Here is a 22,878-nt window from a genome sequence, read left to right as displayed (position 1 = left end):
GCGTTGCGGGCGGATCATGCCGACCGGTTGCCAGTGTGCCTGGTCAGAGATCGGCGCGGCCTAGGAGCCGTAGTCGCCGATCCCATGCTCGGGGCAGGAAATTGCAATCTCGCCCGTGGGAACCTTGCCCAGGCGGGCCATGTCGGATTGTTCCTGGCAGGTCAGGACGTGGTCATCGTCACCACGCACATTGCTGCCAGTGCCGCCCGAACAGGCCGCAAGCAGCATGCCAGACAGGCAAAGGACGAGAGTGTTGCGCATGGAGATTACCCTTTTACCGCTTTGACGATCTTCTGGGCGGCATCCGACAGATTGTCGGCGGCGATCACGTTCAGGCCGGATTTGTTGATGATCTCTTTGCCAAGTTCGACATTCGTGCCCTCAAGCCGGACAACCAGCGGCACTTTCAGGCCGACTTCCTTGACGGCGGCAATGGTGCCTTCGGCAATGATGTCGCAGCGCATGATGCCGCCGAAGATGTTGACCAGGATGCCTTTGACGTTCGGGTCAGAGGTGATGATCTTGAACGCCTCGGTCACCTTTTCCTTGGTGGCGCCACCGCCCACGTCGAGGAAGTTGGCAGGTTCGGCGCCGTACAGCTTGATGATGTCCATCGTGGCCATCGCCAGACCGGCCCCGTTGACCATGCAGCCGATTTCGCCATCGAGCGCGATGTAGTTCAGATCGAATTTCGACGCGGCCAGTTCTTTCGGGTCTTCCTCGGTTTCGTCGCGCAGGGCGGCGATTTCGGGGTGGCGATACAGCGCGTTGCCATCAAAGCCCATCTTGGCGTCAAGGCATTTCAGGTTGCCGTCGGTCATGACGACCAGCGGGTTGATTTCAAGCATGTCCATGTCTTTTTCGACGAACAGGCGATACAGGTTCTTGACCAGAGCCACGCATTGCTTGACCTGGGCGCCTTGCAGGCCAAGGGCAAAGGCAACGCGGCGGCCGTGGAAATCAGACAGGCCCGAGGCCGGATCGACGGTGAAGCTGACGATCTTTTCGGGGGTGTCATGGGCCACGTCTTCGATCGACATGCCGCCTTCGGTTGAGGCGACGAAAGAGATGCGGCTGGTCTGACGGTCGATCAGCATGGCCAGATACAGCTCACGCTCGATATCCGAGCCATCTTCGATATAGATGCGGTTGACCTGCTTGCCAGCGGGGCCGGTCTGGATGGTGACCAGGGTGCGACCCAGCATCTGGCGGGCGAACTGATCGGCTTCCTCGACCGAGCGGGCCAGACGGACGCCGCCTTTTTCACCGGCCTCGGCCTCTTTGAAATGGCCTTTGCCACGGCCACCGGCGTGGATCTGGGCCTTGACGACCCAAAGCGGGCCATCAAGTTCACCTGCGGCGGCCTTGGCCTCTTCGGCCTTCATGACAATGCGGCCATCCGAGACCGGAACGCCATAGGACCGCAAAAGCGCCTTGGCCTGATATTCGTGGATGTTCATCGGTCGTCCCTCGGCTGTTCGAAATTTATCGCGTGATGCCATGTAAATGGGCGGGTTCAAAACCCCATTTCATGAGAATGCGCTATTTCCGGCGGAAATCCGACATTTGTGATCACAGGAATTGTGGGTGTGATCACAGGGGCATTTTGTCCCACGGGCCGGGGTTGGGGAAAACCGTCCTGGCCCGGTGCGGGGTGATTCGCCGCCGGGGCGGTGGTGGCGCTAACGCTGTTGGCGGCCGCAAAACAAGGCCTGACCGCGTGGCAAAAGCGCCGGTTTGCGCGACAAGGACCAGCCGCTGTCTGTGGCAATCGACAGAACGTCGGTCTGGGACAAGTGCCACGGCGCACGGTCGGGGTGGGTGACCACACCATCTGCCTGACGCCAGGGGCCGCTGTGGCCCTCGGGGGCCAGAAAGACGGTGATCAGCAGCGCCTGCAACCGGGGCAGGCGGGGGGACATCTGCACCAAGGCCTGACGCAGCATCGGGGCGGGCAGGTGGGTGAAGACGCCAAAGGCGATGGCAAAGTCGATCTCTGGGGGCACGCCGGGCAGGGCGAAATCGGCATCTTCGATCAGGTGATCTTCGGGCAGGGCCGCGGGGTCGGGCAGTTCCAGCGCGCGGCCCCGCTGCATCAGCGCAAGGCTGGCATCGGTGGCCCAGTAATGGCCGGGGTTCAGAAAGGGCACCGCTTTGCAGCCCAGCCGCATCGAGCCTGCGCCGATGTCAAGCAAGCGGTGGTGCGGCTGCAAGCCCGCGTCGCGCAAGATGGCCATCTGCACCCGCCCGGTTTCATCCCAGCGGCCCCCCACGATGTCGCGGTGGCGGCCCTTTGCGAGGGCAGTGTCGTAAAAGCCGGGAACCAGATAGGGCGAGACCGGAGCAGGTGGATTGGGGCGGCTCACCCCGCGGCCTCTTGCACCAGTTCCAGCATCAGATTGGTTGCAACGGCCATATCCTGCACCGAAACCCATTCCAGCGGGCCGTGGATGTTTTGCATGCCGGTGAACAGGTTGGGGCATGGCACGCCCATTTCGGTCAGGCGTGACCCATCGGTGCCGCCCCGGATCGGCACCGAAACCGGTTCGATCCCCAGGTTCTGCGCGGCCTTGCGGGCCAGATCGACCGGGGTCATGTCATTTTCCAGCCAATAGCGCATGTTGCGATACTGCGGCTTGATGGTGCAGGTGATCTGGGCGCGGGGTTCGCCCAGTTGCACGGCCTGACAGACGGCCTGCAGCAGCGCGCCCTTGGCGGCCAGCCCGTCGCGCTCAAAATCGCGCAGGATGAAGCGCATCGTCGCCTCGGCGCTGCCGCCAGTCAGATCGGTGACATGGATAAAGCCGTCACGGCCATCGGTGGTTTCGGGCGTCATCGTGGCATGGGGCAGGGTGTCGATGATCCGGGCGGCAAGGTGCAGCGCGTTCACCATCTTGCCCTTGGCAAGGCCGGGGTGGATCGAGACGCCCTTGATGGTGACGACCGCCCCATCGGCGGAAAAGCTTTCATATTCGATCTCGCCCACGGCACCGCCATCGAACGTATAGGCGAAGTCGGCGGCCAGATCCTTGGGCAGGCGGGGATCGACGCCGCGGCCGATTTCTTCATCCGGGGTAAAGGCGATGCGGAAGGTGGGGCGTTTCACCTCGGGGCTGGCCAGCAGGTGGCGCGCGGCGGTCATGATGATGGCCACACCGGCCTTGTCATCGGCCCCCAGCAGCGTGGTGCCCGAGGCGGTGATGATGTCATGGCCCTGTTTTTCGGCCAGATAGGGGAATTCCACGGGCGACAGCGTCAGCCCCGGCGCATCGGGAAAGGTGATGTCGCCACCGTTCCAGCCCTTGATCACCCGAGGTTTGACGCCCGTGGCGTTGAATTGCGGGGCGGTATCGACATGGGCCAGAAAGCCGATGGTCGGCCCCGGCGCTGTGCCGGGAATCGTTGCCAGAACGGTGCCATAGTCGGTGAGCGTGACATCCGTGGCGCCAATGTCCTTCAGCTCGGTTTCCAGCAGGCGCAGGATATCCCACTGGATCGCGGTCGATGGCGCGGCGGCGCTGTCTTCGTCGCTTTGGCTGTCGATCGCAGCATAGCGGATCAGGCGGGTTTCAAGTTCGGCGTCAAAGCGGGGCATCTGGCTCTCCTTTGGTCGGGTCAGATCTGGGGGCGGGGGCGCAGGGATGTCAATGCCACCGATACATGCGCAAAGGGGAATGCGTTTGATGCGGATCAAGGCGCGGCCTTTGCGACAGGCCTAGAGTCATTTCGGAAATGCGACTCATTCAGGTATGCGGAGATTACCGATGACCCGGCTTATGATGCTGATGTTCACCATTGTTTCGACCTCGCTTATGGGGGCGGCCATCGTGGTGGCGCTGACCATGGGGTTGGATACGTTGCGGCCCATTCTGATGGCTGCGGCCATTGGCTTTGTCGTGGCCATTCCTGTCAGTTGGTTCATCGCCCGCCAGATCGCCTGACCCGCACGCGCATTGCGACGGAACCGCGTCGGTGCGGCGTATCAGCGGCCAAACCACCGCAGGAGAGTATCATGCCCAGCCCCAAAGGCTATTCCCGAACCCAGATTGCGCTGCATTGGGCGGTTGCCGTGCTGATCGTGCTGCAATTCGTGCTGCATGAACCGATTGCCCATGCCTGGGATCAGGTCAAAGACGGGCTTGCGGTGGATTTTTCACCCCTGGTGGCGGTGCATGTCTTTGGGGGTGTGCTGGTGCTGGCCTTTGCCCTGTGGCGATTGGCCTTGCGCAAGACCCGTGGTGCGCCGCCCCCGCCCGCGGCCGAGCCTGCGCCGTTGAAGATGGCCGCGCAGATTGGCCATCTGGCGCTTTATGCGCTGATGATCCTGATGCCGGTGTCGGGGGCTGCGGCATGGTTTGGCGGGGTTGATTTCGCCGCAGAGGTGCATGAGGCGATGAAGCCTGCCCTGCTGATCCTGGTTGCGGTGCATGTGGCGGCGTCGTTGTGGCACCAGTTCTGGCTGAAAGACGGGCTGATGCTGCGGATGAAGCGCGCCGAAGATTAAGCTGTCAGGAACACCCGCGCGGTTTCTTCGAATTCGCGCGGCTTTTCGGCATGCAGCCAATGGCCGGTATCGGGTATTTTCGCGAAACGGGCCGCGGGAAACAGGCTGCGGATCGTCGCGCGGTGCTGGGGCTGCACATAATGGCTGTCGGCCCCGGTCAGAAACAGGGTGGGGCCGTCAAACTGGCCTTGGGTGCCGGGCCAGCCCACGATCTTGGGCATCTCAGCCTCGAGCACATCAAGGTTCAGCCGCCAGCGCGGTGGCTTTGATTTCAGATCCAGCGATTGCAGGAAAAAGGCGCGCAGGCCGGGGTCGTCGATGGTTTGCGACAGGCGGGCATCGGCCTCGGTGCGGCTGGTCAGGCCAGTCAGATCAAGGTTGCGCATGGCATGGACATGGCGGGTTTGATCGTGGTCATAGGCCACGGGGGCGATATCGGCCACGATCAGGCGGCGGATCATCTGCGGCTGGGTCAACGCCAGTTGCATCGCCGCCTTGCCGCCCATCGAATGGCCCAGAACATCGGCGCGGCCCCCAAGGCTGGCAATCACCTCGGCCAGATCGGCGGCCATGGCCGGGTAGTCATGCACCGGGCTTTGCGGGCTGTGGCCGTGGTTGCGCTGATCGACGGCGTAAACATCCCGGATGTCGGCCAGACGCCGGGCGATCACGCCCCAGTTGCGGCCCGAGCCGTAAAGCCCGTGCACGATGACAAGGGGCGGTGCACCCGAAGGTGTGGCGGCGGGGTAATGAGACAGGGCGAGCATGGTTATGATGTAGCGGTTCTGTGAGCAGGCTGCCAGAGTGGTTGAGCAATCTTGTGCCGCAGTTTACCGTTGCGCAAATGGCGAGGGCAGCATGAGCGCAGTGACGATACAGCAGATGGCCGATCGGGTTGCGGAAATGATGGAGCAGCGGCTGCGCATCCGGGGCAGCGGTCTGGAGGCCAAGCTGCGCAAGGGGGGCCGGTTGCTGCCGCGCAAGGTGCGCCTGGCGGCCGAGCGATTGGCCGAAGCGGCAGAAAAAGCGCGCAATCCCAAGTTTCTGGTGCAGATCGACATGGCCAGGGTTGCCGCCGATTACGACCAATGTGTGCGCCATCTGGCCAGCGTCACGCGGCAAGGCTGGCTGAAGCCACTGATGATCAGTGTGGCGGCCTCTGTCGCCTTGGGTTTGCTGATTGTGGGCGCGATCTGGGTGTATATTCAGTATAACGCGGGCGTGCTGTAGCGCCGACGCGTTGCAAGCGCAAAGAAAACGGGCGCGGGGGGTAATCCCGCGCCCGTTTCTGATCTGGGGCCCGGACCGGCCTTAGAGGTCAGGATAGATCGGGAAGCGCTTGCACAATTCCTCGACTTCGGCGCGGACCTTGGCTTCGACCTCGGCATTGCCCTCTTCGCCATTGGCGGCAAGGCCATCGACCACTTCGGTGATCCAGGCGCCAATCTGGCGGAACTCGGCTTCGGCAAAGCCGCGGGTGGTGCCAGCGGGGGTGCCCAGTCGCACACCCGAGGTGATCGTCGGCTTTTCAGTGTCGAAGGGGATGCCGTTCTTGTTGCAAGTGATATGGGCGCGGCCGAGGGCTTTCTCGGTGGCATTGCCCTTGACGCCCTTGGGGCGCAGATCGACCAGCATCAGGTGGCTGTCGGTGCCGCCGGTGACGATATCAAGCCCGCCCTTCATCAACTCATCCGCCAGTGCCTGCGCGTTCTTGATGACCTGCGCCTGATAGGCCTTGAATTCGGGGCGCAGCGCCTCGCCAAAGGCGACGGCCTTGGCGGCGATCACATGCATCAGGGGGCCGCCCTGAATGCCGGGGAAAATGGCCGAGTTGACCTTTTTCGCAATCGCTTCGTCATTGGTGACGATCATGCCGCCGCGCGGGCCGCGCAGGGTTTTATGCGTGGTGGTGGTGGCAACATGGGCATGGGGGAAGGGCGAGGGGTAAAGGCCCGCAGCCACAAGGCCGGCAAAGTGGGCCATATCGACCAAGAAATAGGCGCCCACCGAATCTGCGATTTCGCGCATGCGGGCAAAGTCGATGACGCGCGGAATGGCCGAGCCACCGGCGATGATCATCTTGGGCTGATGCTCGGTTGCAAGGGCCTGAACCTGATCATAATCCAGCGTCAGATCCTGCTTGCGCACACCGTATTGGATGGCGTTGAACCATTTGCCCGACTGGTTCGGGGCTGCGCCGTGGGTCAGGTGACCGCCCGCATCCAGCGACATGCCCAGAATGGTGTCGCCGGGCTTGAGCAGGGCCTGGAACACACCCTGGTTCGCCTGGCTGCCCGAGTTCGGCTGCACATTGGCGAAGGCGCAGTTGAACAGTTTGCAGGCGCGTTCGATCGCCAGATTTTCGGCAATGTCCACATAATCGCAGCCGCCGTAATAGCGCTTGCCCGGATAGCCTTCGGCATATTTGTTGGTCAGAACCGATCCTTGCGCCTCCATCACGGCGCGGCTGACGATGTTTTCGCTGGCGATCAGTTCGATCTCATGCCGTTGGCGGCCCAATTCCTTGGTGACAGCACCGAAAAGCTCGGGGTCGCGGCTGGACAGGCTTTCGGTGAAAAATCCGTTGTCGCGGTGCGGGGCGTTCATGGCGCGTCTCCTGCAAGGGCCACTTTGGGCCGGGTCATCGGGATGGCGTTCATTTACGCTATGGGGGGGCTTCGGGAAAGGCAGTAAAACGACGCACGGCGGGTCTTGCGCGAAATTTTGGGGTGGAAAGGAAATCTCTGCCCCCGGCAGGGCTTGAGTTTGGCGGGCGGGGTCGTCAAGACTGGTGCCAAGGGAGAATGCTTTTGTCACAGACCCGTATCGCCTTTCGCGCCAGCCAGGCCCCCGCCGCGCAAGAGGCGCTGGCGACCTTGACCACCCGCCACGGCCAGACGGCCTTGCAAGAGGCCGAGGTTGTGGTGGCGCTTGGGGGGGATGGGTTCATGCTGCAAACCCTGCACGAAACCGAGGGCCTTGGCCTGCCGGTTTATGGCATGAATTGCGGCACGGTGGGCTTTTTGATGAATGCCTATGATGTCGATGGCCTGCCCGAACGGGTGCTGGCGGCCGAGGAAACGGTGATCAACCCGCTGGAGATGAAGGCGACGCAGGCCGATGGGTCGGTGGTGCGGGCCTTGGCGATCAACGAAGTGTCGCTGCTGCGCGCAGGCCCGCAGGCGGCCAAGCTGGCGATTCATGTGGATGGCAAGTTGCGGTTGGACGAATTGGTGTGCGACGGGGCGTTGTTGTGCACGCCTGCGGGATCGACCGCCTATAATTATTCGGCCCATGGCCCGATCTTGCCCATCGGGTCGGATGTGCTGGCGCTGACGGCGGTGGCGGCGTTCCGGCCCCGGCGGTGGCGGGGGGCCCTGTTGCCCAAGACGGCGGTGGTGCGGCTGGATGTGATCGACCCGGTCAAGCGCCCGGTCATGGCCGATGCCGACAGCCGGTCGGTTGAAAACGTGATCTCGGTTGAAATCCGGTCAGAGCCGACGGTGCGCCACCGCATTCTGTTCGACCCCGGCCATGGTCTGGAAGAACGGCTGATCGTCGAGCAATTCGCCTAAGGCTTGCGGCCCCAGCTTTCCAGCTTGCGGTAGATGGTGGAGGGCGAGAGGTCCAGCACCCGTGCGGCCTTGGTGACCGAGCCGCTGTGCGCGGCGATGGTTTCAAGGATGACCAATTGTTCGATCTCGCCCATGGTCTTGCCGATCAGGGCCGAAAGCTGTGGCATCAGACCAGGGCTGGCCTGAGCCGGGGCTTCGGGAGTCTGGTGGCGCGCGCGCAGCATATCGGGCAGCATGTGCAGCGTTACGGCGCCGCCCGAGTTCAGCACCACGATGTTGCGGATGACGTTCAGCAATTGCCGCACGTTGCCCGGCCAGGGATAGGCGCGGAACAGTGCCATCACCTCGGGCGAGAGGCCGGTGAACTGGCGGCCTTCCTCTTGTGAAAACTTGGACAGCGCGGCTTGGGCGATTTCCAGCACGTCTTCGCCGCGGTCGCGCAGGGGGGGCATGTGCACGGGCACAACAAACAGCCGGTAGAACAGGTCTTCGCGGAAATCGCCCTGACGCACGGCCTCCATCGGGTCGCGGTTGGTGGCGCAGACGATGCGTACATTCACCTTGCGAGGCCGGGTCGCCCCCACCGGCTGCACGGTCGAGGTTTGCAAAAAGCGCAGCAATTTGGTTTGCAGCGCCGGGGCCATTTCGCAGATTTCATCCAGAAACAGCGTGCCCCCATCGGCTGCCGCCGCGGCCCCCGGCTTGTCGGAAATGGCGCCGGTAAAGCTGCCTTTGATATGGCCGAACACTTCGGATTCAAGCAGATCTTGCGGAATTGCCCCGCAGTTCAGCGCGATGAACGGGCCATTGGCGCGCGGGCTTTGATCATGGATCGCAAGGGCGCACAGTTCCTTGCCGGTGCCGCTTTCGCCGGTGATGAACACCGTGGCCATCGAGGGCGCCACCGAGCGGATCTTTTGATGGACCTGTTGCATGACCTGCGAACTGCCCAGAAACAAATTGTCGTCACTGGCTGCATGGACTTGCACAGCGGTGGCACGGTCTTTGGTCTGGCTGGGCTTGGGCGGGGGCAATTTGCCCAGACCGGCGTTGCGGACGGCATTCAGCAGGCGCACTTCATCAAAGGGTTTCACCAGAAAATCATGGGCCCCACCGCGCATCGCCTCGACCGCCTTGTTGATCGAGGCATTGGCCGTGATCACGATGATGGCCGTTTCTGGCCGTGCGGCCAGCATTTCATGCATCAGGCCAAGGCCTTCCCCATCGGGAAGCAGCAGATCCAGCAAGACGATATGGGGGGTGCTGGCCTGAAAGGCTTTGCGCCCTTCGGCCAATGTGCTGGCGCAGAGGACGCTATGACCAGCCGTTTCCAGCACCGAGCGATAGACCAGTTGCAATGAGGCCGTATCTTCGATCAGCAACAGCGGCGATGGTTTGGCTGGTGGGGCCATTCAGGCAGATGGCCTTTCCTTGGGCTGAGGCGAGGGGAGAGATCTGGCCTCGTCTTGCAAGAACTGCATAAGGGCCACAAGACCTTGCTGCAAGCGCAGATCCAATGGAGAAAGCGCAGAGGCATCGCCGGCGTGGGCCAGGCGATTCAAGGCTTCGGCATCGCGGCACAGCTGCATGGCCCCGAACGACCCCGCGATCGACATCAGGATGTGGCTTTGCAGCCGCAATTCAGCCCAGTCAGCCGTTGGCAGCGCATGATCCAGCGCCTGACGAACACAACCAAGATCAAGCAAGACCTGATCCAGCAACTTTGGGGCCGTTTCCGAACCTGCGACTTTCAGCAAGGCATCAAAAACCGTCCTGTCAATCAGGCTTGGTTCCGGTTGAGGCACCAGTTGCTGACATAGCGATATCGCAAGGGCATGAGCCTGTGAGGCCGCAATCCGGGCTTCGGCAGAGAGGGGCTGATCCAGCACTTCTTGCAAAAGCCTTTGCAGATTGGCGGCCAGAACATCGACCGGTGATAAAACAGGTTCACTCATGGCGCCACGATAACGCCGCCATGAATGGCGTTAAACCCCCTTTTCCGGAACGAATTCACGAATTCTGTGCCAGCCCCAGCGATTTCAGGGCCTGTGTGATTTCATCCAGAATCGTCGGATCGTCGATGGTTGCGGGCATTTTCCACGGCTTGCAATCGGCGATCGAGACCATGGTGCCGCGCAAGATCTTGCCCGACCGTGTCTTGGGCAGCCTGTCCACCACCACGGCGCGTTTGAAATCGGCCACCGGGCCGATCTTGTCGCGCATCAGGGCCACGCATTCCTTGACCACTTCGGCATGGGGGCGGTTCGCGCCCTTGTTCAGGCACAAAAAGCCAAGCGGGGACTGGCCCTTGAGATCATCGGCAATGCCGATCACGGCGCATTCGGCGACATCCTTGTGACCGGCCAGAACTTCCTCCATCGCGCCGGTGGAAAGCCGGTGGCCCGCGACGTTGATCACGTCATCGGTGCGCGCCATGATGTAAAGATAGCCATCCTCATCCATATAGCCCGCATCGCCGGTTTCGTAATAGCCGGGGAAATGGTTGAGATAGGATTTCTTGAACCTTTCCTCGGCATTCCAAAGGGTTGGCAGGGTGCCGGGGGGCAGGGGCAGCTTGATGGCGATGGCGCCCAGGGTGCCGGGGGCAACCGGGTGGCCGCCTTCATCCAGCACCTGCACGTCAAAGCCGGGCATGGCGACCGAAGGGCTGCCGATCTTGACCGGCAGTTCTTCCAGCCCCAGCGGATTGGCGGCAATGGCCCAGCCGGTTTCGGTTTGCCACCAATGGTCGATCACCGGAACGCCAAGGTGATCCTTGGCCCATTGGATCGTATCGGGGTCGGCGCGCTCGCCCGCCAGATACAGGGCTTGCAGGCAGGACAGGTCGTATTTGCCAATGAACGCGCCTTCGCGGTCGTCGCGTTTGACGGCACGAATGGCGGTCGGGGCCGTGAAGAAGGACTTGACCTTATGTTCCGAAATCACCCGCCAAAAGGCCCCTGCATCGGGGGTGCCGATCGGCTTGCCTTCGTAAACGACCGTGGTGCAGCCAGCGATCAGCGGGCCATAGCAGATATAGCTGTGGCCCACGACCCAACCCACATCCGAGGCCGCCCAGAACACATCGCCCACGCCGACGTTATAGATCGCCCGCATCGTCCAGTTCAGCGCGACCAGATGGCCGCCCGTGGGGCGCACAACGCCCTTGGGTTGGCCGGTGGTGCCCGATGTATACAGGATATAGGCCGGATGGTTGCCCTCGACGGGCACACATTCGGCGGGTTCAACGCCGTATTGAAAGCTGTGCCATGCGTAATCGCGGCCATCAATCAGATGCGCAACCTCTTGTTCGCGTTGGAAGATCACGCAAAAATCGGGCTTGTGCCGGGCCAGTTCGATGGCGCCGTCGAGCAAGGGTTTGTAATGCACCACCCGGTTCGGCTCGATCCCGCAAGAGGCGGCGATGATGGCTTTGGGTTTGCAATCGTCGATGCGCACAGCCAGTTCGTTGGCCGCAAAGCCGCCAAAGACAACCGAGTGGATCGCCCCCAGCCGGGCGCAGGCCAGCATGGCCTCCAGCGCTTCGGGCACCATGGGCATGTAGATGATGACGCGGTCACCTTTGGTGACGCCCTTGGCACGCAAGGCACCGGCCAGGCGGGCGACGCGGTCTTTCAACTCGGCATAGGTGATGGTGTGCTTGGTGCCGGTGACCGGGCTGTCATGAATGATCGCGGGCTGTTTGCCGCGACCGGCTGCAACGTGGCGATCCACCGCATTCCAGCAGGTGTTGACCATGCCATCGGTAAACCATTCGTAAATCGGCGCTTTGTCTGAATTCAGGGCGCGAGAGGGTTTGACCTCCCAGTCAATCGCGCCTGCGGCGTCCATCCAGAACCCCTCTGGATCCGCTTTCCACTTGGCATAGATGTTCGCATACCCCATCGCAGCACCTCCTCCTGACGCTTGCAAAGGTGTTACGGCATTGGGTTACGATCAGGCAACGCTGTTACCGTGTGACATCGCGGCGCGCGACGAAATCTTTGCAGAATTTCGCGGCTTGAGGCTGCAAATTTTTGCAAACCCATGCAGTTTGCGAGGAACACCGCGAAAGCGCCGCGACTTTGCAAAGTTTGCTCGCAGCCGCCGCGAATCTCTGTGCCAACTCTGTGGGAGGGGCGTGGTTTTTGTGTGGTTCATCTGTGGGCACGGCTGTGCCCACAGATCGGATCCTCAAAACCGGCTCTAGCCGTAATGCGCCACCGGCGTGCCGGCGATGGCCGACATGTTCAGCAGCCCCCGTGCGGTGATTGACGGGGTGACGATATGGGCCTTGTTGCCCATGCCCATCAGGATCGGCCCGACCTCAAGCCCGCCAGCCTTCATCGTGAGGATGTTGCGCACGCCCGAGGCGGCATCGGCCGAGGCAAAGACCAGCACATTGGCCGCGCCTTGCAGACGCCCGCCCGGCAGCAGGCGATCCCGGATGGCCTGATCAAGGGCGGCATCGACATTCATCTCGCCTTCATAGCAAAAGTCAGGCTCGCGGGCGTCAAGCAGTTCCAGCGCGTCACGCATGCGGCGGGCGTTGTCGGTATCCATATTGCCGAACTGGCTTTGCGTGCACAGCGCGATCTTGGGCGTCAGGCCAAAGCGGCGGACATGGCGCGCGGCGCCGATCACGGTTTCCATGATCTGATGCGGCGTGGGTTCGGGGTGAACATGGGTGTCGGCGATGAACAGGGGGCCGTCTTCCAGGATCATCATCGACAGCGCGGCCACCGGGTGCAGGCTGCCGCGCGCCAGCACTTGCCGCACATAATTCAGATGCCACAGAAACTGACCAAAGGTGCCGCAGATCATGCTTTCCGCCTCGCCCCGGTGGACCATGACGGCGGCGATGGCGGTGGTGTTGGTGCGCATCACGGCGCGGGCAATATCGGGGGTCACGCCACGGCGGGCCATCAGGCCGTGATAGGTTTCCCAATAGTCACGATAGCGCGGATCGTTTTCCGGGTTGACCAGTTGGAAATCGCGGCCCGGACGGATGGGCAGGCCATAGCGTTCGCAGCGGGCCTCGATCACCTCGGGGCGGCCGATCAGGATGGGCTGATCGGTGGTTTCTTCCAGCATCGCATTGGCCGCACGCAGCACGCGTTCATCCTCGCCCTCGGCAAAGACGATCTTGCGTTCGGCCTGACGCGCGGCCTCGAACACCGGGCGCATCAGCAGGGCCGATTTGAACACCGAGCCATCCAGCTTACGTTTGTAGGCATCAAGATCGGCAATGGGCTGGGCGGCCACGCCGGTTTCCATCGCGGCCTTGGCCACGGCACTGGCAACCACGCCGATCAGGCGGGGGTCAAAGGGCTTGGGGATCAGATAGTCGGCCCCGAAGGTCAGGGTTTCGCCATGATAGGCGGCGGCGGCCTCGGCGCTGGTGGTGGCGCGGGCCAGCGCGGCAATGCCTTCGATACAGGCGATTTTCATCTCGTCATTGATGGTGCTGGCCCCCACATCCAACGCGCCGCGGAAGATAAAGGGGAAGCACAACACGTTGTTGACCTGATTGGGAAAATCCGACCGCCCCGTGGCAATGATCGCATCGGGGGCCACGGCGCGGGCCAGATCGGGCAAAATCTCGGGCGTGGGGTTGGCCAGCGCAAAAATGATCGGGGTGGGGGCCATTTTGGCCACCATCTCTTGCGTCAGAACGCCGGGGCCGGACAGGCCAAGAAACAGATCGGCATCCTGAATGACATCGGACAGGGTGGCAGGCGCGGTGCCTTGGGCAAAGGCCTGCTTTTGCGGGGTCATCTGGCTGGTGCGGCCGTTGTAGACAAGGCCATCCAGATCGCACAGCCAGATGTTTTCGCGTTTGACGCCCAGTTTCACCAGCATTTCAAGGCAGGCGATGCCCGCCGCCCCGCCGCCGGTCGAGACGACCTTGATCTCGTGGGCCTTTTTGCCCGAGACGATCAGCGCATTGGTGGCCGCAGCCCCCACGACGATGGCCGTGCCATGCTGGTCATCATGAAACACCGGGATGTTCATCTTTTCGCGGCACAATTGTTCAACGATAAAACAATCGGGGGCCTTGATGTCTTCAAGGTTGATCGCACCAAAGGTGGGTTCCAGCGCGCAGACGATTTCGGCCAGTTTGACAGGGTCGGGTTCATTCAACTCGATGTCAAAGCAATCGATATTGGCGAATTTCTTGAACAGGACGGCTTTGCCTTCCATCACCGGCTTGGACGCCAAGGCCCCGATATTGCCAAGGCCCAGAACGGCGGTGCCGTTCGAGACGACGGCCACAAGATTGCCGCGCGCGGTGTAGCGGGTGGCGGTGCTGGGGTCGGCCTTGATCTCGAGGCAGGCTTCGGCCACGCCGGGGGAATAGGCGCGGGCCAGATCGCGACCATTGGCCAAAGGCTTGGTGGCGCGGATTTCCAGTTTTCCGGGCTTGGGGAATTCATGGTAATCCAGCGCCGCCTGACGGGTTGCCTGCTTTGCCTCATCGTGCCGTGTGTCGTCCATGATCTTCCCTCCCAGCGAATTCGTTTAGTATTAAACCATCTGCCGCAGCCTGCCAACTGGCTGTGAGCGCCAACACCTGTCGCCATATCTTGCAAATCGGTGATGCCCGCCCCACCATGCCGCCAAATCAAAAGGATTGCCATGATGATGGATGCCGCAAAACCAAAGGTTGAAGCCGACCCAACGGTTGAAACACGGGCCGAGGTTGTCTTGCCGACGGATGAGCTGCGCGATGACCTGCCGTTTTACACCAAGGTGCTTGGGATGCGGCTGGATATGATCTACCCGGCCGATAACCCCGAAGTGGCGGTGCTGTCGGGCCATGGGCTGCGACTGCGCCTGCAAAAGGGCGCGGCCACGGCGCCGGGGGTGATCCGGCTGCTCACGGATGATCCGGGGCGGTTTGGCGCGGCGGTGCTGATGGCGCCCAATGGCACGCGGGTCGAGATTGACGAGCTGAACCCACCGATGATCTTGCCGCGCACCGAACATGCCTTTGTGGTGCGCCGTCTGGCCGATCAGGCCCCTTGGGTGATTGGCCGGGCGGGGATGGAGTATCGGGATCTGATCCCGACGCGCTTGGGTGGCGCGATGATCGCCAGCCACATCCGGGTGCCCGATGGCCCGGTGCCCGATATGGTGCATTTTCACAAGGTCGGCTTTCAGCTGATCTTTTGCGTCGCGGGCTGGGTGGACGTGCTTTACGAAGATCAGGGCGGGGTGCGGCGGATTCATGCGGGCGACTGCTTTATTCAGCCGCCGGGGATCCGGCATCGGGTGCTGGAATCCGAAGGCGTGCAGGTTGTGGAAATCGGGGTGCCGGCCGAGCATGTGACCGAGATCGACCATGACATGACGCTGCCCACGCCCCACTTTCGCCCCGAGCGCGAATGGGACGGCCAGCGCTTTGTGCATGATGTGGGGCGCGAGGGCCGGTTTGGCCCGTTCCGCATTCCGGGGTTTGAGGCGCGCGACACCGGCATTCAGGCGGCCACCAAGGGGGTGGCCAGTGTGATGGTGGCGCGGCCCCTGGGCTCCGATGCACCCTGGACACGGCATCGGGGCGATATTCTGTTCACCTTTGTGATGTCCGGCGGCATGGTGCTGGAGGGCGAGGGCAAAGAGCCCTACCGCCTGTCACCGGGGGATGCGTTCGTGATCCCGCCCGGCATGGCGACACGCTATACCCAAGCAACGCCTGATCTGGAATTGCTGGAGGTGACGCTGCCCGGCAATCCGGTGACGGAAGTGCTTTAGGCCGCCGCTTTGGCAAGGCTTGCGCTTTTGCGGCGCGGGGGCCAAACTTCCCGACCAAACGGTCAAGATTTCAGCTTTGCCCAAGGGGGCCTTCATGACTTTGCTTCAAGCCGCCACTGACGTGCGCAGCCGCGCCTATGCGCCCTATTCCCGGTTTCAGGTGGGGGCGGCGCTGCGCGCGGCCTCGGGCACGGTATATGTGGGCTGCAATGTGGAAAACGTGGCCTATCCCGAGGGCACCTGCGCCGAAGCCGGGGCGATTGCCGCGATGATCGCAGGCGGCGATGCCCGGATCGAGGAGGTCTTCGTGATCGCCGACAGCCCAAGCCCGGTGCCGCCCTGTGGGGGGTGCCGGCAAAAGATTGCTGAATTCGCCGCGCCGGATGTCAAGGTAACGCTGTGCACCACGGATGGGGCGCAAAAGACCATGACCGTGGCCGAATTGTTGCCCGGATCATTCACCGCCGCCCATATGGACAGAGCCTGATGGATGCCCGCGCGATCATCGCCAAGATCCGCGACCGCCGGGTGCCGTCGGCGGCGGAACTGGGATGGTTTGCCCAAGGCCTTGCCGATGGCACTGTGGGCGATGCGCAGGCCGGGGCCTTTGCCATGGCGGTGCTGTTGAATGGCCTTGGGGCCGAGGGCCGTGTGGCGCTGACCCGCGCCATGCGGGACACGGGCCATGTGCTGGATTGGGATGTGCCCGGCCCGGTGCTGGACAAGCATTCGACCGGCGGCATCGGCGATTGCATCTCGCTGTTGCTGGCCCCGGCCTTGGCGGCCTGTGGGGCCTATGTGCCGATGATTTCGGGCCGCGGCCTTGGCCATACCGGGGGCACACTGGACAAGCTGGAGGCCATCCCCGGCTTTCGCACCGCGCTGGGCGAAACGGCCTTGCGCAAGCAATTGGGCGAGGTGCGCTGTGCCATCGTTGCGGCCAGCGCCGATCTGGCCCCGGCGGATCGGCGGCTTTATGCGATCCGCGATATTTCGGGCACGGTCGAGTCGATTGACCTGATCACGGCCTCGATCCTGTCGAAAAAGCTGGCGGCGGGGCTGGAGGGGCTGGTGCTGGATGTCAAATGCGGATCGGGCGCCTTTATGAAAACGCCCGAACGGGCCGAGGAGCTGGCGCGCGCCTTGGTGGCGACGGCGCAGGGGGCGGGCTGCATGACCAGCGCGCTGATCACCGATATGGACCAGCCGCTGGCCACGGCGGCAGGCAATGCGCTGGAGGTGATCGAGGTGATGGAGACGCTGACCGGCAGTTCGGTCAATGCGGCCTTGTGGGATCTGACCTGTGCGCTGGGGGGCGAGGCCCTGGCGCTGGGTGGGCTGGCCGCCGATGCCGAGGATGGGGCGGGGCGGATCGAGCAAGCGTTGGAAAGCGGGGCGGCGGCGGAATATTTCGGCAAGATGGTGGCCTTGCAGGGGGGGCCTGCCGATTTTGTCGAACGCTGGCCTGATCGCTTGCCTGCGGCCCCGATCACCCGAGAGGTGCCGGCACTGGACGACGGCTATATCGCGCGCATCGACTGCGAGGCGCTGGGCAATGCTGTGGTGCATCTGGGCGGCGGGCGGCTGCGCGCGGGTGACAAGGTCAACCCTTCGGTTGGCCTGTCTGATCTGATCGGGCTGGGCGAGGAAATCGGGGCAGGGGTTCCGCTGGCCATGGTGCATGCGGCATCGGATGCGGCGGCCGATGCCGCGGTGGCGGCGGTGCAGGCGGCTTATCGGGTGGGCACATCGGTGCCCGATGAGATGCCCCTGATCAGGCAGAGGATTACGGGATGAGCGGCAATCGGGCCTTTCTGGTTGTTCTGGATTCGGTTGGCTGCGGTGGCGCGCCTGATGCACGCGATTTTGGCGATGAGGGCGCGAATACGCTGGGCCATATCGCGCAGGCCTGTGCCATGGGGCGGGCCGATGTGGGGCGCAGCGGGCCATTGCGGATGCCGCATCTGGATGCCTTGGGGCTGGGGGCGGCGATCCGGCTTGCCTCGGGCTTGGATGCGCCGGGATTGGGGGCCGTGCCACAGGGGCTGTGGGGGGCGGCGCAAGAGATCAGCCGGGGCAAGGACACACCCTCGGGCCATTGGGAATTGGCCGGGGTGCCGGTGCCGTGGGACTGGACCTATTTTCCCGATACCGTGCCGGCCTTTCCCGCGGATATCGTGGCCGAGGTCTGCCGTCTGGCCGGCACCGAGGGGATCTTGGGCAATTGCCATGCCTCGGGTGTGCCGATCATCGCCGCGCATTGCGAAGAACATCTGCGGACGGGGTGGCCGATTTGCTATACCAGTGCCGACAGCGTGTTTCAGATTGCGGCGCATGAAGAGGCCTTTGGGCTGGAGTGCCTGCTGAAGCTGTGCGCCGATCTGGCGCCCGTGCTGCATGCGCGCAAGGTGGGGCGGGTGATTGCACGGCCCTTTACCGGTGGCCCGGGGGATTTTCGGCGCACGGCGAACCGGCGCGACTTTGCCATCGCCCCGCCCGCGCCCACCCTGCTGGACTGGGTGGCGGGGGCGGGTCGGGCGACCCATGCGATTGGCAAGATCGGCGATATCTTTTCGATGAAGGGCGTGGGAAAGCTGCACAAGGGCAAGTCTGACCTTGACCTTTTCGAACATTTGGTGCGGTTGGGAGCCGAGGCAGAGCCCGGTTCCTTGACCTTTGCGAACTTTGTCGAGTTTGACTCTTTGTATGGGCATCCGCGCGATGTGGCAGGCTATGCGCGGGCGCTGGAAGGCTTTGATGCCGCTTTGCCCCGTTTTCTGGCGCAGTTGCGGCCCGGCGATCTGGCCGTTTTCACGGCCGATCATGGCAATGATCCCACCTTTCGCGGCACGGAACACACCCGCGAGCGGGTGCCGGTGATCGGCCACGGGCTGGGGCTGCGGCCCATCGGCATCCGTGGGTTTGTGGATGTGGGCGCCTCGGTTGCGGCGCATCTGGGGTTGGCGGCGCAAGGGCCGGGGCAGTCGTTCCTGTAAGCCGGGGCGCGCATGGGGGCAGCCCCAAGACAGTGGGATAAGGGTAAGGCAATGGGCCGGAACGCAAAGATCGAATTGCATCTGCATCTGGAAGGGGCGGCGCCGCCGGCCTTTATCCGGGGGCTGGCGCAGGAAAAGCATGTGGATATTGGCGGCATTTTCGATGAACGCGGGGCCTATCGCTATAAGGATTTCTGGGATTTCCTGAAGGTCTATGAGGCGGCGACCAGTGTGCTGACCACGCCAGAGGATTATGCGCGACTGGTGACAGCGGTGCTGGAAGAAAGTGCTGCAAGTGGCGTGATCTATTCAGAAACCTTCCTGTCGCCCGATTTTTGCGGTGGCCGTGATGTGGGGGCGTGGCGCGACTATCTGGCCGCGATGCAAGAGGCTGCGGCGCAGGCCGAACTGCGCGATGGCATTGTGTTGCGCGGCATCATCACCTGTATTCGCCATTTCGGGCCAGAGAAGGCGCGAGAGACGGCGCTGTGTGCGGCGGAAACGGCGGGGGATTGGATTGTCGGTTTTGGCATCGCGGGCGATGAGACATCGGGCCAGCCGAAGGATTTTCGCTGGTCGTTCGATTGCGCGCGAGAGGCCGGGCTGCGGCTGACGGCCCATGCTGGCGAATGGGGGGGGCCGCAGTCTGTGCGCGACGCGCTGAATGATCTGGGGGTCGAGCGGATCGGCCATGGGGTGCGGGCGATCGAGGATCTGGCGTTGGTGGATGAATTGGCCGAGCGTGGGGTGGTGCTGGAGGTGTGTCCGGGGTCGAATGTTGCCCTGGGGCTGTATCCGAATTTTCGCGCCCATCCGATCGGGCAATTGTATGACCGGGGCGTGAAAGTGACGGTCAGCACCGATGATCCCCCGTTTTTTCACACCACCATGGCGCGGGAATTCGAGATGCTGCATCGGGCGTTTGACTGGGATGAAGGCGTTTTTGCGCAGCTGAACCGAACCGCGCTTGACGCCGCTTTCTGTGACGCCGATACCAAAAGCCGAATTTCCAAGGTGCTGGAGGCCTGACCATGCTTGACCATTTGACCGTCGTTTCCCACCCGCTGGTCCAGCACAAGCTGACGCTGATGCGCCAGAAAGACACCTCGACCGCCAGTTTTCGTCAGCTTTTGCGCGAAATCAGCCTGCTGCTGGCCTATGAGGTGACGCGCGAACTGCCGATGACCACGACGCGCATCGAAACCCCGCTGTGCGAGATGGATGCGCCGATGATCGAGGGCAAGAAGCTGGCCCTGATCAGCATCTTGCGGGCGGGCAATGGTTTGCTGGATGGTATTCTGGAACTGATCCCGGCGGCGCGGGTGGGATTTGTGGGCCTGTATCGCGACCCCGAAACGCTGGAGCCGGTGCAGTATTACTTCAAGGTGCCGGAAAAGCTTGAAGATCGGGTGGTCGTTGTGGTCGATCCGATGTTGGCCACGGGCAATTCATCGGTTGCGGCGGTGGATCTGTTGAAAAAGGCCGGGGCGCGTCAGATCCGTTTTCTGTGCCTGTTGGCCTCGCCCGAGGGGATCAAGCGGATGCAAGAGGCGCATCCCGATGTGCCGATTGTGACAGCTTCGGTCGATAGCCATTTGAACGATCATGGATATATCGTGCCGGGCCTAGGTGATGCGGGTGACCGCATGTTTGGCACAAAATGAAGGGTTAAGCCCTTTACTCGGAAACAGTTTTATTCCAGACTGCCTTAACGCTACTTGGGGGTAGTTATGGTTTTGAAAATGGTTCCAGCCGCCGTTTTGGCGGTTGTGGCTGCCTTGGGCACTGCAAACGCCCAGTCGGTCAATGATTTCAGCGGGCCGCGTGAATTGCCACCGGCCTCCTTTTCCGGTCAGCAATATGTGGACAGCCGGGGCTGCGTGTATTTGCGGGCCGGATTGTCCGGGCGCACCAATTGGGTGCCGCGGGTGACGCAGGATCGCAAGCAGCTGTGCGGCTATCCGCCGACCTTTGCCAAGCAAAAGATTGATGTGGTCGAAGATGCGCCGCAGCGGGCGCCGTCGCAGCCCGTGACCGGGCGCCGGCCGATCGAGACGGTGGCCACCACCACCACGCCGCCGCGCATCCGGCAAACGCCGCCGCCGGCCGCCACGCGGGTGCCCGCCGAAACCTATGCCGCGCCGCCTGTTCGGGTGGCCCCGGCCCCACAGCGCGTGGTCAAGGCCGCGCCGCCCGTGGCTGCCCCGGCGCCCAAGCGGGTGGTCCGGCAGGCCAAGGGAGAGCCGGGCAATGGCTGTTATGCCGATGCGCCCGTGCTTGAGACATTTGAGGTGCGCGGCGGGGGCACCATGCGCTTGTGCACGGCGGGCGATGGCCAGCTTGCCGGGGCGCGTGCCCCGCGTCTGGCGGGCGGGGCTGCTGCGGTGGCACCGTCTGGTTATGCCGAGCGTGCGACGGGCACCTTGTCGTCGCAAGATGTCAGCGTGCCACCCAAGGGCTATAAAAAGGCCTGGACGGATGATCGCCTGAACCCGAACCGGGGCAAGGGCACGGCGCAGGGTTGGGCGGATCAGGATCAGGTCTGGACGCGTGATGTGCCTGCGCAATCGGTGCAAGATGCGCTGAAAGCGGGAAAGCGGGTTGTGATCGTGCGCCGGGTGACGGTGTCGTCGAAATCCTCTCCGGCAGAGCCTGCGGCGCCGCGCGCAGCCAAGGCGGCTTCGGGCAAAGCCTATGTGCAGGTGGGCACCTTTGGCGAACCCGCCAATGCCAGCCGTGCCGTGGCGCAGTTGCAGGGCTTGGGCCTGCCAGTGGCGCGGGCGAAAACCGCGAAATCCGGCAAGGCGTTGCAGATCGTCATGGCGGGGCCGTTTGCCTCGTCGTCTGAGGCGCAGGCTGCGCTGAAGGCCGCGCGTCGGGCCGGATTTGGGGACGCATTCCTGCGCTGATGCAGGGTGGATCGCCCAGGATGAAACGGCCCCCCGGCAACGGGGGGCTTTTTCTTTGGCGGGTCAGCCGGAACTGCAAATGTCTTGCAAGGTGACCCAGTCGCCATCGCTCATCAGGGCTTGGGGCACCAGACCGCGCATCGGATCGGCCTCGATCAGGGGCAAGACGGTTTCGCCGCTGGGATCAAGCGCATAGGCATAGGGCGCGCTTGAGACCCCGGCGCTGCCGAACCGGGCCAGCAGGGCCTGGGTGTCAACCGGGGCCGGGTCAGATTTCAGCACCGCTTCGCCATAGCCTTGCAGGGCGCTGTCGGGCATGATGCCTGTGGTCAGCAGCCGGAAGGTGGCGACCAGCCCGGCATAGCGCAGAACGGCCAGCATCGGGTCTGTCGTCTCGGCCCGCAGGCGTTCGGCCAAGGCAAGGCCGGCCAGCGTTTCGGGGCCGTTGGCTTGCTCGACCACCTGACGGTCGATCAGGATGACGCCACCGGGCAAATGCGCCGATTTTTCAACGCCATCGCGCATGATGTGAATCTGGGCGCGGTGGGGGCCAAACAGTTTGTCGGACAGCGCCGTCAGCGCAAAGCTGCCCAAGGGCGCCGTGCACGGAGAGCCGGTCAGGCGCTGCACATCGGCCAAAGTGGCCTGCCCGATCGAGGCCCGGGTGGCAGCGGGCAAAACCGACGCGGTATGTTTCACCAAAGCCTCGGGCAGCCAGAAAATCGCGGCGGCCAGCACCAGAACGGTGCCCGAGCCCCAGAGAAAGCCGCGCAGACGCCCCGGTTTTGGCCGCCGGCTTTCCAGCGCCCCACGCACCTGTTCAAGTGCGGCGATCATGTCGCGGTCGCTGACTTCAAGCGTTTCGGTGCCGCTGTCATCGGGGCCAAACAGGGCGGGCAGTTGACCGGGGTTCAACCGCTGCACAGCAGGCAGGGACCAATGCGACAAGGGTTGTTCGCTGCGCGGATCAGACAAAACCAAAGACGCTTCGCGGAAGGCCACAATGACTTCACGACGCTGCGCCTCGGGGCGGTCGCGCCACAGGCCTGTGCTTTCCAGCCGCGCATATTGTTTAAGCGCCGTAATCGCGCCGGGTGTCTTGCCTGTCATCATGGGCCAGAATAACCGAAGGGCCTGTG

Annotated in this window: 22 protein-coding genes; 11 read left to right on the top strand and 11 right to left on the bottom strand. The window is 63.1% G+C overall.

Going from position 1 to position 22,878, the window contains the following annotated elements; all coding sequences use genetic code 11:
• Positions 1-60 precede the first annotated feature (60 nt).
• From V3C85_RS06600 to pepT, 4 genes are all read right to left on the bottom strand, one after another.
• Positions 61-261, bottom strand: a complete 201-nt coding sequence (locus V3C85_RS06600) for a hypothetical protein (RefSeq protein WP_331794301.1) — start codon at positions 259-261, stop codon at positions 61-63.
• Positions 262-266: 5 nt separating this feature from the next.
• Positions 267-1,460 (bottom strand): ADP-forming succinate--CoA ligase subunit beta, encoded by a 1,194-nt coding sequence (gene sucC, locus V3C85_RS06595; protein ID WP_331794300.1) that lies wholly within the window; start codon positions 1,458-1,460, stop codon positions 267-269.
• Positions 1,461-1,682: 222 nt separating this feature from the next.
• Positions 1,683-2,366: a class I SAM-dependent methyltransferase gene (locus V3C85_RS06590; RefSeq protein WP_331794299.1), complete on the bottom strand. Its 684-nt coding sequence runs from the start codon at positions 2,364-2,366 to the stop codon at positions 1,683-1,685.
• A complete protein-coding gene (pepT, locus tag V3C85_RS06585) occupies positions 2,363-3,595 on the bottom strand; it encodes a peptidase T (RefSeq protein ID WP_331794298.1) in 1,233 nt (410 codons plus the stop codon). Before pepT ends, V3C85_RS06590 begins: the two co-directional genes overlap by 4 nt.
• 169 nt (positions 3,596-3,764) lie before the next feature.
• Between pepT and V3C85_RS06580 the strand changes: the two genes are divergently transcribed.
• On the top strand, positions 3,765-3,941 hold the full coding sequence (locus tag V3C85_RS06580) for a CTP synthetase (protein ID WP_331794297.1): 177 nt from the start codon (positions 3,765-3,767) through the stop codon (positions 3,939-3,941).
• Positions 3,942-4,012: 71 nt separating this feature from the next.
• Positions 4,013-4,504 carry a cytochrome b gene (locus V3C85_RS06575; RefSeq protein WP_331794296.1) on the top strand — a complete coding sequence of 164 codons (492 nt, stop codon included), beginning with the start codon at positions 4,013-4,015 and terminating at the stop codon, positions 4,502-4,504.
• Here the strand turns inward: V3C85_RS06575 and V3C85_RS06570 are convergent.
• Positions 4,501-5,271, bottom strand: a complete 771-nt coding sequence (locus V3C85_RS06570; RefSeq protein ID WP_331794295.1) for an alpha/beta fold hydrolase — start codon at positions 5,269-5,271, stop codon at positions 4,501-4,503. The two genes, V3C85_RS06575 and V3C85_RS06570, sit on opposite strands and share 4 nt — an antisense overlap.
• 91 nt (positions 5,272-5,362) lie before the next feature.
• On the opposite strand from V3C85_RS06570, the gene V3C85_RS06565 reads away from it, so the two are divergent.
• Positions 5,363-5,734, top strand: a complete 372-nt coding sequence (locus V3C85_RS06565) for a hypothetical protein (RefSeq protein ID WP_331794294.1) — start codon at positions 5,363-5,365, stop codon at positions 5,732-5,734.
• Between the two features lie 81 nt (positions 5,735-5,815).
• Here V3C85_RS06565 and glyA read toward each other — a convergent pair whose 3' ends face one another.
• Positions 5,816-7,111, bottom strand: a complete 1,296-nt coding sequence (gene glyA, locus V3C85_RS06560; RefSeq protein ID WP_331794293.1) for a serine hydroxymethyltransferase — start codon at positions 7,109-7,111, stop codon at positions 5,816-5,818.
• A 203-nt stretch (positions 7,112-7,314) separates the two neighbouring features.
• Here glyA and V3C85_RS06555 point away from each other — a divergent pair, with 203 nt between their 5' ends.
• Positions 7,315-8,079, top strand: coding sequence for an NAD kinase (locus V3C85_RS06555; protein ID WP_331794292.1), 765 nt, complete (start codon positions 7,315-7,317; stop codon positions 8,077-8,079).
• Here V3C85_RS06555 and V3C85_RS06550 read toward each other — a convergent pair.
• The 4 genes from V3C85_RS06550 to V3C85_RS06535 form a co-directional block, all read right to left on the bottom strand.
• Positions 8,076-9,491 (bottom strand): sigma-54-dependent transcriptional regulator, encoded by a 1,416-nt coding sequence (locus tag V3C85_RS06550; protein WP_331794291.1) that lies wholly within the window; start codon positions 9,489-9,491, stop codon positions 8,076-8,078. The two genes, V3C85_RS06555 and V3C85_RS06550, sit on opposite strands and share 4 nt — an antisense overlap.
• A complete protein-coding gene (locus tag V3C85_RS06545) occupies positions 9,492-10,034 on the bottom strand; it encodes a hypothetical protein (RefSeq protein WP_331794290.1) in 543 nt (180 codons plus the stop codon).
• Between the two features lie 55 nt (positions 10,035-10,089).
• Positions 10,090-11,985: a propionate-CoA ligase PrpE gene (prpE, locus tag V3C85_RS06540; RefSeq protein WP_331794289.1), complete on the bottom strand. Its 1,896-nt coding sequence runs from the start codon at positions 11,983-11,985 to the stop codon at positions 10,090-10,092.
• Positions 11,986-12,285: 300 nt separating this feature from the next.
• Positions 12,286-14,577, bottom strand: a complete 2,292-nt coding sequence (locus tag V3C85_RS06535; RefSeq protein WP_331794288.1) for an NADP-dependent malic enzyme — start codon at positions 14,575-14,577, stop codon at positions 12,286-12,288.
• A gap of 144 nt (positions 14,578-14,721) precedes the next feature.
• Here V3C85_RS06535 and V3C85_RS06530 point away from each other — a divergent pair, with 144 nt between their 5' ends.
• The 7 genes from V3C85_RS06530 (at position 14,722) to V3C85_RS06500 (ending at position 21,739) form a co-directional block, all read left to right on the top strand.
• Positions 14,722-15,834, top strand: coding sequence for a cupin domain-containing protein (locus V3C85_RS06530; RefSeq protein ID WP_331794287.1), 1,113 nt, complete (start codon positions 14,722-14,724; stop codon positions 15,832-15,834).
• A gap of 94 nt (positions 15,835-15,928) precedes the next feature.
• Positions 15,929-16,321, top strand: a complete 393-nt coding sequence (locus tag V3C85_RS06525) for a cytidine deaminase (RefSeq protein WP_331794286.1) — start codon at positions 15,929-15,931, stop codon at positions 16,319-16,321.
• Positions 16,321-17,631 carry a thymidine phosphorylase gene (locus V3C85_RS06520; protein WP_331794285.1) on the top strand — a complete coding sequence of 437 codons (1,311 nt, stop codon included), beginning with the start codon at positions 16,321-16,323 and terminating at the stop codon, positions 17,629-17,631. Before V3C85_RS06525 ends, V3C85_RS06520 begins: the two co-directional genes overlap by 1 nt.
• Positions 17,628-18,830, top strand: coding sequence for a phosphopentomutase (locus tag V3C85_RS06515; RefSeq protein ID WP_331794284.1), 1,203 nt, complete (start codon positions 17,628-17,630; stop codon positions 18,828-18,830). Before V3C85_RS06520 ends, V3C85_RS06515 begins: the two co-directional genes overlap by 4 nt.
• A gap of 51 nt (positions 18,831-18,881) precedes the next feature.
• A complete protein-coding gene (locus V3C85_RS06510; protein WP_331794283.1) occupies positions 18,882-19,859 on the top strand; it encodes an adenosine deaminase in 978 nt (325 codons plus the stop codon).
• Between the two features lie 2 nt (positions 19,860-19,861).
• On the top strand, positions 19,862-20,494 hold the full coding sequence (upp, locus tag V3C85_RS06505; protein WP_331794282.1) for a uracil phosphoribosyltransferase: 633 nt from the start codon (positions 19,862-19,864) through the stop codon (positions 20,492-20,494).
• Positions 20,495-20,572: 78 nt separating this feature from the next.
• Positions 20,573-21,739, top strand: coding sequence for an SPOR domain-containing protein (locus tag V3C85_RS06500; protein ID WP_331794281.1), 1,167 nt, complete (start codon positions 20,573-20,575; stop codon positions 21,737-21,739).
• 63 nt (positions 21,740-21,802) lie between these two features.
• Here the strand turns inward: V3C85_RS06500 and V3C85_RS06495 are convergent, their stop codons facing one another.
• The gene (locus tag V3C85_RS06495; RefSeq protein ID WP_331794280.1) at positions 21,803-22,849 is read right to left on the bottom strand and encodes a hypothetical protein; all 1,047 of its coding nucleotides are present in this window, start codon (positions 22,847-22,849) and stop codon (positions 21,803-21,805) included.
• Positions 22,850-22,878 lie beyond the last annotated feature (29 nt).

Source organism: Pseudotabrizicola sp. L79, from assembly GCF_036553525.1.
Classification (GTDB): Bacteria; Pseudomonadota; Alphaproteobacteria; order Rhodobacterales; family Rhodobacteraceae; genus Pseudotabrizicola.
Note: the sequence above shows the minus strand (reverse complement) of the source record. Positions and strands in the feature narration are given on the sequence as shown.